This is a genomic window from Cylindrospermopsis curvispora GIHE-G1, from assembly GCF_014489415.1.
In the GTDB taxonomy this organism is placed as follows: domain Bacteria; phylum Cyanobacteriota; class Cyanobacteriia; order Cyanobacteriales; family Nostocaceae; genus Raphidiopsis; species Raphidiopsis curvispora_A.
This window is the reverse complement of sequence record NZ_CP060822.1, coordinates 597,472-613,754: the sequence shown is the minus strand read 5'-3', so window position 1 is coordinate 613,754 and position 16,283 is coordinate 597,472. Positions and strand designations below refer to the sequence as shown.

The 16,283-nt window shown below is 41.4% G+C and carries 16 protein-coding genes; 12 read left to right on the top strand and 4 right to left on the bottom strand.

Going from position 1 to position 16,283, the window contains the following annotated elements:
- The first annotated feature begins 15 nt into the window (after window positions 1-15).
- The 9 genes from def to IAR63_RS02950 all read left to right on the top strand — a co-directional run bounded on the left by def (window position 16) and on the right by IAR63_RS02950 (window position 8,221).
- Window positions 16-543 carry a peptide deformylase gene (gene def / locus IAR63_RS02990; protein ID WP_141303876.1) on the top strand — a complete coding sequence of 176 codons (528 nt, stop codon included), beginning with the start codon at window positions 16-18 and terminating at the stop codon, window positions 541-543.
- 156 nt (window positions 544-699) lie between these two features.
- A complete protein-coding gene (locus IAR63_RS02985) occupies window positions 700-1,287 on the top strand; it encodes a DUF1517 domain-containing protein (RefSeq protein ID WP_187706535.1) in 588 nt (195 codons plus the stop codon).
- A gap of 65 nt (window positions 1,288-1,352) precedes the next feature.
- Entirely contained in the window at window positions 1,353-2,213 is an 861-nt protein-coding gene (locus tag IAR63_RS02980; RefSeq protein WP_187706534.1) for a hypothetical protein, read from the top strand.
- A gap of 99 nt (window positions 2,214-2,312) precedes the next feature.
- Complete coding sequence (locus tag IAR63_RS02975; RefSeq protein ID WP_187706533.1) at window positions 2,313-3,653, top strand: 16S rRNA (cytosine(967)-C(5))-methyltransferase; 1,341 nt, start codon at window positions 2,313-2,315, stop codon at window positions 3,651-3,653.
- 63 nt (window positions 3,654-3,716) lie between these two features.
- Window positions 3,717-4,139 carry a tellurite resistance TerB family protein gene (locus tag IAR63_RS02970; protein WP_115538968.1) on the top strand — a complete coding sequence of 141 codons (423 nt, stop codon included), beginning with the start codon at window positions 3,717-3,719 and terminating at the stop codon, window positions 4,137-4,139.
- Window positions 4,140-4,235: 96 nt separating this feature from the next.
- The gene (locus IAR63_RS02965) at window positions 4,236-6,731 is read left to right on the top strand and encodes a transglycosylase domain-containing protein (protein WP_187706532.1); all 2,496 of its coding nucleotides are present in this window, start codon (window positions 4,236-4,238) and stop codon (window positions 6,729-6,731) included.
- Window positions 6,732-6,831: 100 nt separating this feature from the next.
- The gene (gene psb35 / locus IAR63_RS02960) at window positions 6,832-7,026 is read left to right on the top strand and encodes a photosystem II assembly protein Psb35 (protein ID WP_187706531.1); all 195 of its coding nucleotides are present in this window, start codon (window positions 6,832-6,834) and stop codon (window positions 7,024-7,026) included.
- A gap of 48 nt (window positions 7,027-7,074) precedes the next feature.
- Window positions 7,075-7,569 carry a 2-amino-4-hydroxy-6-hydroxymethyldihydropteridine diphosphokinase gene (gene folK / locus IAR63_RS02955; protein WP_187706530.1) on the top strand — a complete coding sequence of 165 codons (495 nt, stop codon included), beginning with the start codon at window positions 7,075-7,077 and terminating at the stop codon, window positions 7,567-7,569.
- A gap of 94 nt (window positions 7,570-7,663) precedes the next feature.
- A complete protein-coding gene (locus tag IAR63_RS02950) occupies window positions 7,664-8,221 on the top strand; it encodes an NUDIX hydrolase (protein WP_187706529.1) in 558 nt (185 codons plus the stop codon).
- Between the two features lie 8 nt (window positions 8,222-8,229).
- Here the strand turns inward: IAR63_RS02950 and IAR63_RS02945 are convergent, their stop codons facing one another.
- On the bottom strand, window positions 8,230-9,009 hold the full coding sequence (locus IAR63_RS02945; protein ID WP_187706528.1) for an ATP-binding cassette domain-containing protein: 780 nt from the start codon (window positions 9,007-9,009) through the stop codon (window positions 8,230-8,232).
- Window positions 9,010-9,066: 57 nt separating this feature from the next.
- On the opposite strand from IAR63_RS02945, the gene IAR63_RS02940 reads away from it, so the two are divergent.
- Window positions 9,067-10,278, top strand: coding sequence for a tetratricopeptide repeat protein (locus IAR63_RS02940; RefSeq protein WP_187706527.1), 1,212 nt, complete (start codon window positions 9,067-9,069; stop codon window positions 10,276-10,278).
- A gap of 19 nt (window positions 10,279-10,297) precedes the next feature.
- Here IAR63_RS02940 and IAR63_RS02935 read toward each other — a convergent pair whose 3' ends face one another.
- From IAR63_RS02935 to IAR63_RS02925, 3 genes are all read right to left on the bottom strand, one after another.
- A complete protein-coding gene (locus IAR63_RS02935; RefSeq protein WP_187706526.1) occupies window positions 10,298-11,032 on the bottom strand; it encodes an HAD family hydrolase in 735 nt (244 codons plus the stop codon).
- A 118-nt stretch (window positions 11,033-11,150) separates the two neighbouring features.
- On the bottom strand, window positions 11,151-12,182 hold the full coding sequence (locus IAR63_RS02930; RefSeq protein ID WP_187706525.1) for a 30S ribosomal protein S1: 1,032 nt from the start codon (window positions 12,180-12,182) through the stop codon (window positions 11,151-11,153).
- 286 nt (window positions 12,183-12,468) lie between these two features.
- Complete coding sequence (locus tag IAR63_RS02925; protein WP_187706524.1) at window positions 12,469-13,101, bottom strand: hypothetical protein; 633 nt, start codon at window positions 13,099-13,101, stop codon at window positions 12,469-12,471.
- A 317-nt stretch (window positions 13,102-13,418) separates the two neighbouring features.
- Here IAR63_RS02925 and IAR63_RS02920 point away from each other — a divergent pair, with 317 nt between their 5' ends.
- On the top strand, window positions 13,419-15,365 hold the full coding sequence (locus IAR63_RS02920) for a DNA polymerase III subunit gamma/tau (RefSeq protein ID WP_187707335.1): 1,947 nt from the start codon (window positions 13,419-13,421) through the stop codon (window positions 15,363-15,365).
- Between the two features lie 113 nt (window positions 15,366-15,478).
- Window positions 15,479-16,231, top strand: coding sequence for a GUN4 domain-containing protein (locus IAR63_RS02915; RefSeq protein ID WP_187706523.1), 753 nt, complete (start codon window positions 15,479-15,481; stop codon window positions 16,229-16,231).
- Window positions 16,232-16,283: the final 52 nt, after the last annotated feature.

Genomic DNA, 16,283 nt, shown 5'->3' with positions numbered 1-16,283 from the left:
ATAGGAAGTTAAAATATGACTGATAAATCATCAATTATTCAATTGGGCAATCCCCTATTGCGGCAAAAAGCTGCAGAAATTGAAGGGATTAATGATCGGGAAATACAACAACTAATTGATCATTTAATAACCACAGTTGCCCAGGCCAATGGTGTGGGCATTGCTGCACCCCAAGTAGCCCAGTCATTGCGCCTATTTATTGTAGCTTCCCGTCCCAATCCTAGATATCCCCATGCACCAGAAATGGAGCCAACGGCAATGATTAATCCTAAAATAGTTAGTTATGGGACGGAAATTACCAAAGGATGGGAAGGTTGTTTAAGTGTTCCAGGAATCAGAGGTTTAGTCCCCAGGTATGAAAGAATTCAAGTAGAATATACTGATAGAAATGGTAATTTTCAAAAACAGGAGTTAGTCAACTTCGTGGCAAGAATTTTTCAACATGAGTATGATCATTTAGAAGGTTTAGTATTTTTAGAGCGTGTGGAATCTCCCCAAGACCTCATTAGCGAAACAGAATATCAATACAGAATAGCTAGGTAATATGATAAATCATCATAAATATATATATTTTTTACTTTTACCTTATACTGCTGAAACTATCTCCTTTAATAGAACTATTTAAACGGATGCCTAAGATCTAGCGTTTTTCAGCGTATGGCCCTATAATGGGGGTAGGGATTGTAAACTTTGAAAAAAATGACTAATTTATTTAATAAATTTATCGGTAGAACACGTTACGTAGTTTCCCGTATATTTTTGCACCTGCATGGACAGGAAGTGGCACCAATTTTAGGAGTCTTAAATGGGGCTGCTAGAGAAGCAATAGATGCTGAAGGTGATTTAAAATCACTAGGAGAGCAACTAGTCACAGTATGTGAAACCCTTTTGAGATATGACCAGTGCTGGGTTGCTGCTGGTAATGAGGGAGATGTATTCTGGAACGAGGGAGAAGCGGGAGACTATGTAAATGAATTATTTACTGATTCTGCGGGGAGATATGGAGCTGACCTGGATAATGGTTCCAGTCCAGGTCAGGTGGTATCTATTCCCGTTACCCGGAATGTGCTGGTAATGCTCACAGTTGCTTTTGAAGGTGAAGTGCCAGAAATAGAAACAAATCTGGCCCAGATTTCTTCCTTGAAAGCTGGATTAAAATCATTAGTTAACTTACACTACCAAAATAAACTTAGAGCCATCCAAGTTCATTTCTCGCCTGCACGTTTAGGCGATGAACTGACAGATGATCATTTGTTAGAATATTATCCAGAGTTGATTCCTCTCTAAGTTTCTTGTTAACCTTGAGTTATTGGCAATCAAAAATAACCCCCTGGAAAAATCAAATTATTCAAATGGTCAAGACTATAATGCGTAAACTGACAATTGTTTGTTTAGCCCTAACTTTGTGCTTAACAACCATTGCTTGTGGGGGAGCTTCCCAAAATACCACTTATTCCAATGGTAGTCAAAGTGCAACCCCCACTAAACTCAATGATGGACAGTATCAAGTACAACAGGTTACTTATAACGATGCCAATGGTGAGTATACCCTATTTTTACTAGGCAATCAACCACCAACTTTTGCCACAGAGAAACTACAAATGGCTCGTTTAACTGACGAGGAGGTCAAAGAAGGCAAAAAAAGTTATTTAAAGGTGGAAAATGGACAACCAGCCTTATATATAACCGAAGACTTTAAAATTGAGTATGTCCATAATGTTACCGAAACCAGAAGTAATCCTCAAACCGGACAGCAGGAAACGGTTTTTGTCCGTCAAGAGTCTAGTTTCTGGACTCCTTTCGCAGCTGCTGTAGCTGGTAATATAGCGGGTCAAGCTATTGGTAATATGTTATTCAGACCTCAGTACTACGTACCCCCCGCTTATCAACCTGGTGGTATTTATGGTCATGGTGGATATGGTTCTACCTATAATGCAGCAGTTTCTAGTTATCAAAGTCGCTATAATCAACCACCTGCAGCTGTGAGAAATCGTACGGTTTTCCGCACTACGGGATCTCTTAGATCAAATAGTGGATTGACAAATCGGACTAATACTGGTGGTAGAGCCACCGGATCTGGCTTTGGGGGTAGTAATCTCCGTTCATCCGGGGGGTCCAGCTCTCTGCGGCGCAATTCTGGTAGTAGTTTTGGTAGCGGATCTCGTTCTTCTGGCATTCGGCGCTCTGGCGGTTTTGGTAGCAGAAGAAGATAAATCAATATCACAGCACCTTTGACAACCGTGCAATAAGGGAATTGCCTAGGGCAATTCCCTTTGTTCCGTGCATGTTAAAGATGGTTTAAGGATCCTTTTATGAATACACTATCTACTCGACAAATAGCATTTACTGCTCTCAGAGAAGTACACCGAGGAGCCTATGCTGATACTGCTATCGATCGCACTTTAAAGAAGTTTAAGTTATCTGATCATGACCGACGATTAATGACAGAATTGGTCTACGGTAGTGTGAGGAGACAACGCAGCTTAGATGCAATCATTGACCAAATTGCTGATAAAAAATCACAACAACAGCCAAGGGATCTGCGATGTATTTTGCATCTGGGTTTGTATCAACTGCGTTACCAACAAAAAATACCCGTTTCTGCTGCTGTCAATACTACTGTACAACTGGCAAAAGAAAATGGCTTCTTTGGGTTAACTGGTTTTGTGAATGGTTTTTTGCGCCAATATATACGTCTTTTAGAAAAGACCTCTGATCCCCTGATCCTCCCGGAAAATTTGGTAGAAAGACTAGGTATTTTATACAGCTTTCCCAATTGGGTAATTGAGGTTTGGTTATCACAATTGGGCCAGGAAGAAACGGAAAAACTCTGTCAGTGGATGAATCAAACTCCCACGATTGATTTACGGGTAAATCCTCTTCGAGCTTCCGTGAAAATGGTGGAATCAGTTTTTAAAAAGGCTGGTATTTTGGTGGATAGGATACCCCACTTACCCCAGGGGTTAAGGTTAGTGGGCCCTGCTGGACCAATTCAAAATTTACCGGGGTTCACTGAGGGATGGTGGTGCATACAAGATGCTGGGGCCCAGTTAGTTGGTCATTTGCTGGATCCTAAGCCTGGTGAGGTGATCATTGATGTTTGTGCCGCCCCCGGTGGAAAAACTACCCACATTGCCGAATTAATGGGCGATAATGGCAAAATATATGCCTGCGATCGCACTCCTTCTCGCTTACGTAAACTCACTGAAAATGCCCAACGTCTCCGTTTGCAATCTATTGAAATTTTTCCTGGAGACAGTCGTAATTTGACCAAATTCCACCATGTGGCTGACCGGGTACTGTTAGATGCTCCCTGTTCTGGTTTAGGGACCATGCATCGTCACGCTGATGCACGATGGCGACAAAACCCTAGCTCTGTAGGAGATCTTGCCCACATACAAAAAGAACTCATATCCTATACTGCCAACTTTGTCAAGCCGGGAGGAGTTTTGGTGTATGCTACTTGCACCTTGCATCCCCAGGAGAACGAGGACCTAGTTAGAGAATTTTTGCATGTTAATCCCCAGTGGGAGATGGAAAAGCCGAACTTTGATTTTCTGGATGTTTCCTCCCCTGGATGGTTAAAGCTGTGGCCACACCAACAGAATATGGACGGTTTCTTCTTAGTGCGTTTAAGAAAAAACAAGGATTAGAGTTAAAATATGCCCAACTATTGTACCATTTAACCAGAGTCCGAATCTACTGGAGGAGGCAAAATGGTTAATCATCCCGACGTAAAAAATCTAGTTAAAATTCTCATTGGTGCAGCTTGGATTGATGGTAGAATTCAGCCAGAGGAAAGACAATATCTCAGAGAGATAGCCCATTCTAAGGGTCTTTCTACTGATCCAGAAATCAAACCTTGGCTCTACGAGTTAGTTCAAGTTAAACCAGATCAGTGCTATCAATGGGTAAGGGAGTATTTAGGCGATCGCCCTAGTTTGGAACAGTGTCAAGACTTAATTGAATCCATCAGTGGGCTAATCTACAGTGATGGTGAGGTTGCCACGGAAGAGGCTAAATTATTAACAAGAATACAGGATTTAGCTAAAAACTCGGATCATAATCAAACAATTTACACCTCCTTACTCAGGAAAATTCAAAAACTTTACCGTCGCTGGGTGGATGTACAAAATTAAGGCAAATTCGCCCAAACTCTCTCCCAAAAGAGAGAGATTTGTTAGTTTTACATTAATATTATTGTGGTTGACTCGACTCAGGAGTTCACTTAAACTATGTCTGATAAGGAGAAATTACTCTTGCCAGTTGGTAATAATCAGAAAAACGAGAATCCCACAGATGAAAAACCGCCCCTGACCATGCCACCAAAATTGAGGTTGTTAGTTGGGCATATTCAGCAACTATCATTGGTGGTGAGAGAGAAAATTGGGAGAAGTGGGAAGCCATTTTATCGGCGTGTTTGGTTCTGGGCGGGGTTAGGTTTAGGTACTACCATCATTGGTTTCAATTATGGTATTCGGAAAGTAGACAGTTCCTTACCAGACAAATCAGAACTTAATGCGATGATAAGGCAACAAACCCTCACCATTAAAGCTGGGGACAACACTGTTTTAATGCAGCAAGGAGAAGCAACAAGGGAACAGTTAAAAATACAACAGATTCCAGACAAACTGCAGTTGGCCTTTATTGCATCAGAAGATAGAAGATTTAGACAACATGACGGAGTAGACATTCAGGGAATTGTTAGGGCTGTTGTTAGTAACTTCCAGTCACAAAATGTTGTGCAAGGTGGTAGTACCATTACTCAACAACTGGCTAGAATTCTCTTTCTCAGTCAAGAGCGGACTCTGTGGCGCAAACTCAAGGAAGTGCGTTTAGCCCAGAAAATAGAAGAGGAACTGAGCAAACAAGAGATTTTAGAACGTTATCTCAACTTAGTTTATTTAGGTTCAGGTGCTTACGGAGTAGCAGATGCAAGCTGGGTATATTTTGGCAAAACAGTAGATCAACTGAACCTGTCAGAAATGGCCACGATCGCAGGTCTTGCTCCTGCACCCAATATTTACGCTCCCGACAAGAATCTCCCCGGAGCTATAGCCAGAAGAAATACGGTTTTACAAAGAATGGAGGAAGATGGAGTAATTACACCCCAAGAAAAACAGTCTGCACTCCAACAAACATTGACAGTAAAGACTAATTTACCCAGACGGTTTCAAGTTACTGCACCCTATTTTTGCGCCTACGTGCAACAGCAGCTACCCAAGTACCTAAAACCTGATGTTTTAGCTGCGGGTGGATTGACCGTAGAAACTAGCCTAAACCCAAATTGGCAAAACCTGGCAGAGAAGGTACTGGTAAGAACACTGAAAAACGAAGGAACCTGGGGGAGGTTTCGAGAGGGTGCCTTAGTATCCATTAATCCTCGTAATGGGGAAATTCAGGTCATGGTCGGGGGGAAAGATTTTGCGAAAACTCAGTTCAACCGAGTAACCCAAGCTCAAAGACAGCCAGGTTCAACATTTAAAACGTTTGTATATGCAGCTGCTATAGCCTCGGGCAAGAATCCAAACGACACATATATGGATAGGCAAATTTCATTTAGAGGTTATGAACCTAAGAATTATAGCGAGAAATTCCGTGGTTTAATGACCATGCAAGAAGCATTGGCTCTATCCATCAATACAATTTCCCTTCAGGTGCTAGTAGATGTTGGCTATGAGCCAACCATTAAAATTGCCCAAGACATGGGGATTAAATCACCTTTAGAACATAACTACTCCTTAGCTCTTGGTTCTAATGAGGTTAACCTTTTAGAATTAACCAGCGCCTATGGTTCCTTTGCCACTCAAGGTTTACATACGGAAGCACACGCTATTCGTCGCATTCTTAATCGTCAGGGTGATGTAATTTGGAGTGCGAATTTCCAACCCAAAAGAGCCTTAGATGTTGACAGCAGTCGTATTGTGACTAAGATGTTAACCAATGTAGTGACTAACGGTACTGGACGGGCCGCCCAATTGCCAGACAGGCCAGTAGCAGGGAAAACCGGTACATCCGATGAGTCAAGGGATTTATGGTTTATTGGCTACATACCCCAAATAGTAACAGGAATTTGGCTAGGCAATGATAACAATCGCCCCACTTATGGTTCCAGTTCCACAGCTGCTTACACCTGGTCTAAATTCATGGAGGGAGCAGTAAAAGACCTGACAGTGGAAAAGTTTCCACGACCTTCCCGAGTGGCAAAGCGCAAAGCTACAATCAAGGCTCAACCAATTTCTAAAAAAAATACTGGCTTTAAAATTTCTAACCGTGATGATAACTCAGACTCTCAAGACAGTACTTTATCTACCAGGCAAAGTCGTAGAAGAGAGCGCAATTATGGGCAATTAGACCAAGACCAGGATACTTCCACTAGAAGAAGACGGCGTCGTCGCTATGATGTGCAGACTGTGCCATCCTCAACCGAGGAGAATACCACTTCCACCAGAAGAAGACGGCGTCGTCGCTATGATGTGCAGACTGTGCCATCCTCAACCGAGGAGAATACCACTTCCACCAGAAGAAGACGGCGTCGTCGCTATGATGTGCAGACTGTGCCATCTTCAACCGAGGAGAACACCACTTCCACCAGAAGAAGACGGCGTCGTCGCTATGATGTGCAGACCGTCCCATCCTCAACCGGGGAAAATAGAAATTCCGTCAATAATTCTCCCAATTCCCCAGCTAGACAACCATCTTGGCGAGAACGACTCAAACCTGATTCTTAGACGATTTCGTCCCCATCCATGAATGCAGGAGCTTTCATCCTTTGATTTTCGGTAAAGTTATAGTAAAATCATATATTGTAAACAGTGGGATAAAACACTCATGAGTTTAATATTACTAGAAGCAGCGCCCGTGGCCGCTGGTAATCAGTTTCCATTGGCCTTCACCTTAGTCTATGTGGTTGGCTTTGTTGCTGCGGTTACTATTGGTTCAATCGCTTGGTACAATTCTAAACGTCCCCCAGGTTGGGAAAGTAAGGATCGTCCTGATTTTGTTCCCAAGATTGATAAGGAATAATCAAAACTGATCAAAACTCACCGAACCTTGGTTTTGGACCTAGTTAACATGGGGAGTACTCATAAAACTGCAATTGCCCTAGGCAGTAACCTGGGCGATTCAGCCAAAATCTTATCAGCATGTTTAGATACATTATCCCAAACCCCAGACTTACTTATAAAAGCTAGATCTAGTTTCTATAGAACTAAGGCTGTAGGGCCACCTCAACCAGATTATTTAAATGCTTGTGCCATACTTGAGGTGACAATGTCACCTCAGGATCTATTAGCTAGCTTATTGGCATTAGAACAAAAGTTCGGTCGCGTGCGTCTAGAACGTTGGGGAGCAAGAACCCTAGATTTGGACTTGTTAATGTATGATAACCTAATTTTAAATCAGTCTAACCTGCAAATTCCCCATCCCCGAATGTATGAACGAGGTTTTGTGTTAGTTCCCTTAGAAGAAATTGCTGGAGATTGGCAAGATCCCATATCTGGAATGACAATTAGGAATCTATTGAGAAATGTAGACCATTCTGATGTACACTTGGTTAGTGGTGCTTGACCAGCTGTGAAAATTATTATCCGCAGAAAGACCCTGATTGTACCACTTACTCCCCGTATGTATTCCTAGTAGTTGCCAAAATTAGAACTTTATTATGCCATTAGGTAGAGAATTGCCACAGTTGCTTAAGCAGCGTTTATTCCATAAGGGTCGCAAATTCGACTTTGAAGTGAGTCGTTTACGGTTACCTAACAAGTCAGAAGGAGAATGGGAGTGTATTCGTCATCCCGGTGGTGCTTTAGCCATCCCAGTTACTGATGATGGCAAATTAATTCTGGTGCGCCAATATCGTTTTGCAGTTCAGGGAAGGTTGTTAGAATTTCCCGCTGGTACTGTGGAACCCAATGAAAAGCCCTTGACAACAGTACAAAGAGAAATTCAAGAAGAAATTGGTTACAAAGCTCATCAGTGGCACAAGTTAGGAGAATTTTTCCTAGCCCCTGGTTATTCCGATGAAATTATCTATGCTTTTTTAGCTCGGGATTTAGAAAAACTGGAAACACCCCCCCAGCAAGATGAAGACGAAGATATTGAAACCGTATTTTTAACCCCTGAAGAATTGGAAGCTGCTATTGATAGGGGAGAGCATATAGATGCCAAAACTATTACCAGCTTTTTCTTAGCTCGTTCCTTTTTGTTCCTAAAATATTAAAACCTACCTTATCGCCAATAGCCACCTATAGAATCCCGAGTCCGATAGTGAAAACTATTGGCTATGATTCTTTTGCTAGGACCAAAATCCGCCAGCTTCCCAATATGATTTTGATTGTATTGAAATATGGCAGTAAAATCTGATAGTCGTAAAACCTGCTGTATATTGTGAGAAATAAAGACAATTGTTAACTCTGATCGCAAACACTCTATGAGTTCTTCCATCTTTCTAATGGCAATGGGGTCTAGTCCCAGACAAAATTCATCTATTAATAGTACCTGTGGTTTTACAGCTAGGGATCGGGCAATACAAAGTATTTGTTGTTGTCCCATAGACAATTCTAAGGCCGATTTGTGCAGTTTATTTTTCAACTCCTCCCAAATATTTGCCTTCTTGAGTGCCATCTCTACTATTTCATCTAATTCTGCTTTGGGACGCCAGCCAATTAATTTCACCCCGTAGACCACATTGTCATAGATGCTCATGGGGAAAAGATTTGGTATGGCATAGATTATACTAATCTGACGGCGAAGACGATTTAAATTTACCCGTTTACCATAGATATTTTGTCCAAAAAATTCTACTGTCCCTTCTAATTTCACTTCTCCTTCTAGTTCACTCATACGGTTAAGAGATTTTAGAAAAGTCGATTTACCACACCCGCTAGGCCCAATCATGGCTGTGATCTTGTTTTGAGATATATTCATTGATACGCCCTCAAGGATTTTTCGACTGTTGTAATAAAAGTTAAAATTTTTGATGCTCAGGGCGGGGATGAGTTTACTCATAAGGGATAGGCCTAAATATGGTAATTTCACGGTTTATTTACAGGAGATGGGTGCTTTATGCTCAAATCATTAAAGTATGTAATAGTTAGTATCATTATCTGCCATTTGTCCACTTTTGTCACATTGGCACAAAATCGAAAACCAACAATAGATAAGTTTTCCCCCAATCCCTTAGAAATTAATATACCAGACTCCCTCATTAGGAGTTCTGTCAAAAAAAAACCATTAACCACGGAAGAATTAAAAACCTTAGAAGCCGCCTTAGATGAGTTGAATCAACAGGCTACAATCAGGTTAGAAAGTGGAGATCAAGAAACTGCTTTTTCTATATGGAATCGAGAATTGCGACTAAGGCGATTCTTAGGACTGTTATCACAGGTACAAGCAATATCAAGAGTAGGTGCAATTGCCTGGGGAGAAAATAATCCACAACAAGTACAGTATATCACGGAGAGCTTACGGAAAATTGAAACCCAGTTACGGAATGAAAAAAGTGCTGATTTACAATTATGGCGATCGCTAGGGGTAGCATATCAAAATTTGCGTTCTCCCCAGTTAGCAGTGAAGGTTTATGAGCAGGTTCTAGGTTTGGTCAAACGTGATAACGACCCTGTTGGTGAGGTGGAAACTCTCAATCAAATAGGTGAGCTACATCTCAACTGGTTTAATTATTCCCAAGCAGCTATTACATATCAAGAACTACTGAATTTAGCAGCAAATAGAGGTGATAAAACCAGCCAATTAAAATACCTACAACAACTGGCTTATATTTTCGAACAAAGCAAACAACCCCTTAAAGCAATTAACATACTCAATGAGTTGGCATCAATTTACAATCAACAAGACAAACAGGGGGCAATTCCCCGCTTAAAAATAGCAATAGCAGAAAATTATCAGTCCCTAATCCCGAAAAATCCTTCCTTTCTCCAACCAGCATTAAACAGTTATCAAGAGGCTTATATTATTGCCTGGCAATTACAAATGTATCTAAGTGCTGGTGAAGCATTAGAAAAACTAATTGATCTTTATCGTTCCCAAAATCAAACTCGAGAAGCATTACAAGCTAGTAAAATTCTACTAGAAACCCAAACCCTAGCCAGAAATTATTACGGGCTAATGCAAGCCTATGATCAACTAGGGGATATTTATTTACAGAAAGAAGAAAGTGCCAACGCTTTAATAGCTTTTGAGCAGGGATTAAAAATTGCCCGAGAATTAAAATACCAAGAGGGTTATTTTGTCCAGAAAATTGCTGGATTGAAACCGTGAGATTTCCAAATCACCACCATTAATCAGTTAAAACTCGGATGTCAGTAAGTTGATGGATAACCACATCCGCTCCCCTTACCTGTGCCAAGTTATTGTTCCAGATAATCCCTATACAACCCCCTGCTTTAGCATCTCGTGCCATTTGCATATCACCTATAGAATCCCCTACCATTAAAGCATTTTGAGGCTGCACACCTAGGGTCTCACAAGCTTGTAGAAACAATCTAGGATCTGGTTTACCAAGGCCTTCATCCACCCCCATTTCTAATTCTAGATAGTCTCTCAAACCATAACAGGTGACAAACTGCTCCACTCCTCTAGTGGTCGCAGCTGAAAGAATCCCCAGTTTTATTCCCCGGGATGATAATAACTCAAACAGATCTAAAACTCCTGGATATAAAGGGGATGGGTTTTGTCCAATATATTCATGAGCTTCTTCTAAAGCTTGACGGGCAATTTTTAAACAATCAAACCATCCCCTACCAGTTTCAGCAATGTAAGCAGCAGCAGCAATTTCCGTTTCCTTACGACTGGCTACGGCCATTAAACCTGTTAAATCTAAAACATCTCCACTAATCCCCAATGCCATTGACAATGGTTCCCCAATACCGGGAATTTGTGCGTCTATTAGTCTTACTGCTTTTTGACCTAGGGATCTTAGAAAATCTTCTGAGTCTTCTAAAGTACCGTTTTTATCGAATAAAACTGCCTGAATATCTGAAAATACAACCTCACCACATTTAATAGTAGCCATGTTAGAGCCTAACCCCTATAAGATTAATTAAGATTAACAATGCCAGTTAGCAAAACAAAAAAGAGGGGAGTTACCCTCTTGTTTAAGTGTTTTGTTGTAGATAACCACAACAGATATGTTACTCTTCAACGGCCAACGGGATTTCTTCTTCCACTTCAATTGCTGGTGGAACTTCTGTTTGGGCAACTACTTCTAGTTGTTCCACCGGTGCGGTTTCCGCTCCTTCCACTGGTGCAACGGCAATACCCTGCTGTTTAGCTAACATTTGTTCCCTATACTTAGCTGCCATTTCTTCAGCCTTGTCATAGACTAAATCACGATTCTTAATCATGTCCCCGGGTTCAGGCTCCAATTGCTTGGTAGATAGAGAAATACGACCTCTCTCAGCATCTAAATCAATGATCATGACTTTGACTTCGTCATTTACATTAAATACACTATGGGGCGTGTCTATATGTTCCTGAGATATTTCAGAGATGTGCAGTAGTCCGCTTACACCACCAATATCAATAAATGCACCGTAAGGTTTGATGCCGCGAACAGTGCCAATTACTACCTCTCCCACTTCCAAGCGGTTCATCTTACGTTCAACCAGTGCCCGACGATGGGAGAGGACCAAGCGGTTACGCTCCTCATCCACTTCTAGGAATTTTAAGGGCAATTGTTCCCCTACTAGTTCTTCTTTGGGCTTGCGAGTGCTAATATGGGAACCGGGAATGAAACCCCTGAGTCCCTCGATTCGTACTAATGCACCGCCACGATTAGTCGCAAAAACATCAGAACGGACAGTGGCATCTTCTTTCTGTAATTGCCGCACTCTTTCCCATGCTCTCATGTATTCAATACGACGAATAGACAGAGTCAACTGACCATCTTCGTTTTCATCAGTGAGAATGAAAAATTCCCGCGTTTCATTTGATTGTAAGACCTCTTCCGGGGCATCCACCCGGTTAATAGACATTTCCTGTATAGGTATGTATGCTGCTGTTTTAGCACCAATGTCAATCAGAGCGCCACGCGGCTCTATACTAAACACTGTACCTGGTACAATATCACCAGGGCTGAAGTGATAATCGTACTTATCAAGTAGAGCAGCGAAATCTTCGTGAGTAAATCCAATTTCTTTGGCGGTTAAGTTCTGATTGACCATGCTGATTTGTTCCTGGTTCTAGTCTCCGTAAGTTTTTGTCAAAGTTAACGATCTATATGCCATAAGGCGATTGTTTATAGTGTAGCAAAAAACTAGTTAAGCTATCCCACAGGGGGGTCCTTTGCCAGTTCCTTGTAAATCTACACTTACATCCTTACCTGATCCTAGCCCGGAAGCTAGGCTTACACATATTATCTTCCAGATAGATTATTCTATCACATCTAAAAATTTTTTCCAACTCTTGGACAACAAATAAAAAGTCTGGGAGGTTGGTAGCCCAAGCCACTTAGAGATTTTCTTTTCCTTGGTTGATTATACCCTCAAGAATCACCTGGGGATCATCTGAGTCTATTTGTAGATTTTGGGATATTTGTCGGCGCAGGGGTTCATTTTCCCGTAAAATAGCCAATAAATCATCCTGAGTTACTATTTGTTCTCCTGGGGATAGGTTTTCCTCTGCTGGACTTTCTACTACTTCCCTGTCAGGTCCGTCATATTCCCATATTGGTTCTATGGGAGTCCGGGTTAATAGCTCCATGCCTACCTCATAGGCTAGATCACCTACCTCACCCACATCTAACTCCCCTAACTGTACTAGACGAGATGCTATCTCGTTGTGGGGATTTTTGGAATTTAATAATTTATTACCAAACTTGCCTAACCAGTCTAACCATCGCTCAGTAGTGACCCGATGTTCAATTTGATGTAACCAGTTTCGCGCCCAGGTGCGTCCCTTGGCCTGACGAACCCCTGCCAACAGTTCTGTGAACAAAAATTCTAAATCTGTGTCACTTAGGGGTGGTATAGTCTTTTCCTCACCATTTTGTGGCGACTGGCTAGATCTACGTCTTTGACAAGACAAGGCTTGAAACACTCTTTTTAGAATTTGTTTAAGCCATTTAACTACACGGTTTAACATCTGTTCTATCATTTAATTTTGGAAGCAAAGGTTTACCTTTATTGACACAATCCGGTAAACATTATATAGCTTTAGCCAGGTAGGAGTTCTGGAACCTCCTTTAAATCAAAAATTTTGTTGGAAAACCTATTTCTCAAGAGTGAGTTATAATCGTTGGGCAGCATCCGATTAGAATCTCCCATTTCTGTAGTTTTCTACTAAATAGGTTTAACACGGTTAAATCTTTACTGATAATGTTTGTTTCACAATTGCCTAGAATTAAAGCCTATTCACTGGTCGAATTTCAATTATATTCTGGTATAGAAACTAGACTACCCATGTCCTACGAGCCCCTACACCATAAGTATCGCCCCAAGAGTTTTGCTGAACTGGTTGGACAGGAAGCAATTGCCACCACCCTAACAAATGCTATTAGTTTGGTTAAGATTGCTCCAGCTTATTTGTTTACAGGTCCCAGGGGTACGGGGAAAACTTCCAGTGCCCGGATTTTAGCCAAATCATTAAATTGTCTCCAAAGTGGTCATCCCACTCCCACCCCCTGCGGTGTATGTGATATTTGTCAAGGCATTACCAAGGGTTATTCCCTGGATGTGATTGAAATTGACGCTGCTAGTAATACGGGTGTAGATAATATTCGCGAACTAATAGAAAAAGCCCAATTCGCACCCGTACAGTGTCGATACAAGGTTTATGTAATTGATGAGTGTCACATGTTAAGTGCAGCAGCATTTAACGCATTACTTAAAACTTTAGAGGAACCTCCTAAACACGTAGTTTTTGTCCTGGCCACAACTGACCCTCAAAGAGTATTGCCAACTATTATTTCCCGTTGTCAAAGATTTGACTTTCGCCGGATTCAGTTGGAAGCAATGGTCAAACATTTATCTAAAATCGCTCATAATGAAAATATCCCTATTTCCCAAGACGCTATTACCCTAGTGGCCCAAATATCTCAGGGGGGTTTACGAGATGCTGAAAGTTTATTGGACCAATTGGCTTTATTACCCGGAGAAGTTTCCCCAGAGCAGGTTTGGGATCTGGTCGGATCCGTTAGCGAAAAGGATTTATTTGCCCTATTACAGGCGATCGCCCAAAATGACAGTGAGAAAGTATTAGATCACACGCGCAAGATTTTAGACAGGGGTCGAGAACCCCTAATTATTCTCCAAAACCTGGGGGCTTTTTACCGAGATTTACTGATAGCTAAAACTGCTTCTAGCCGTCAGGATCTAGTCAGTTGTACTCAAGAAACCTGGCAACAATTAGTTAGCTTTGCAGCTAAATTAGACATAACATTTATTTTACGTGGACAGCAACAATTAAGAACAGCCGAGGTGCAATTAAAGAGTACCACCCAGCCACGTTTATGGCTAGAAGTGACACTACTAGGACTACTACCTATTACCCAGAACTCTATGGTAGCTCCATCTAGCCCATCAGTCTATACACCGACTATACAAAACCAGAATGGGACTAACTACAATGTGCCACCATCTCACACGTATCAACAACCAAACCCTCATAGTTTAGAACAAGCTATATCCAGCTCATCAGAAGCAGTACCCAATGGGTCTGATAAAACACCCAATATAACAAGACAAGAAATACCGCCATCATCCGAATACGACCTAAATCAAATTTGGTATCAAGTACTGGCCAATCTTCAACCAGCATCCAGGAGAGAAATGCTCCGTCAGATGAGTCAACTATTAGAATTCGATGGTAATTTAGCCAAGATTGGCATTAAACAAGCATGGTACGAGAAAGGTAAGTCAGACCTAGGGATTATTCAAAATGCCTTTCATCAGACCTTTCAGCGTCATATTCAGATTCAGTTAGAAAAGACAAATTCCTCCCCAGCTACCACCACCAGAAGAAATTCCACACCGGAAGATTCCACTCGTGTTTATCAACCACCAACCACACCAACCCCATCACCCAAAATTGAAACGGTTCACACAATAGTTAATAATCCAGCTAGTAACCTACCACTAGTCAATAAGTTAACCCCTCATCCAAGCACTCCATCCCATCAACACAACAGGGAACCAGATTCCGTAGTCACAACCAATCAATCACCTACATCCAATGGGTCAGTTTCTAATTGGGATGAGAGTCAAGTAGCTAAAGCATCTAAAAGTTTGGCTGAATTCTTCTCCGGACAAATCACTCAGCTCACAGATGACAACTTTGACCTAGCAGGAATTGGTGCATCAATGGATGGTGACCTAGAAGTATACAATCTGGATGACTATGAGTATTAACCACTCATGTAAAGTGACAAAGTTTTCGCGTATATAAAATGTGCCGATCAAACCGTAATCTCATGAAAACTGTTGTAGTCAGAACCATGTAAAAACTATCCGCCACTGTATTCATGAGCAACACAATAGAATTGTCCAAATACGATGCCGCCCTAATTAGCATCAACAATGTCCCAAACAATCCTGCTATCAGTGGAATAGCAGGATTGATAATCAACTATTACAGCTCTCCACCTAACAGAAGGACAGAAATAATACAGCAAGCCTTAAACTACGGAAAGGAGGGGACAAAGTTCCTCCTTTCCATTCTCAACGACAAACAAGAAACCCCAGAAGTCAAGGATGTAGTCTATGGTCTATTATTTAAATGTGGTGGATTAATTAGCTCTCTCAATAATAACAAAACACTCATCACGGACACATCTCATACCTCTCAAGGGTCATCACTAAAAGCGGATGAACCAACAGTTAATATTTATACAAAACTAAATAAATTACTCAAGGACAAAAACTGGAAACAAGCAGATCTGGAAACAGAAAAGATAATGTTGATAGTGGCAAAACGAACAGAACAAGGGTACTTACAGTTACAGGACATTGAGAATTTTCCCTGTTTTGACCTGCATATCATTGACCAATTATGGTTAGAACACAGTGGTGGAAAATTTGGTTTCTCCGTCCAGCGACGAATATATCAGAGTTTGGGAGGGGGTAAAAACTACGATCTTCTAATTTGGAGAGCATTTGGAGATCAGGTGGGATGGAGAAGGGAAGGAAAATGGCTTGACTACTCCCATATTAACTTTGCCATTACCGCACCAGTTGGTCATCTACCCCTATGGGGAGATGTGGATGATGGATTGTAAGATTTTACGGTTAATCTCCAGTAACGCTCTCCGGTGTGTTAAATTAGAGAAT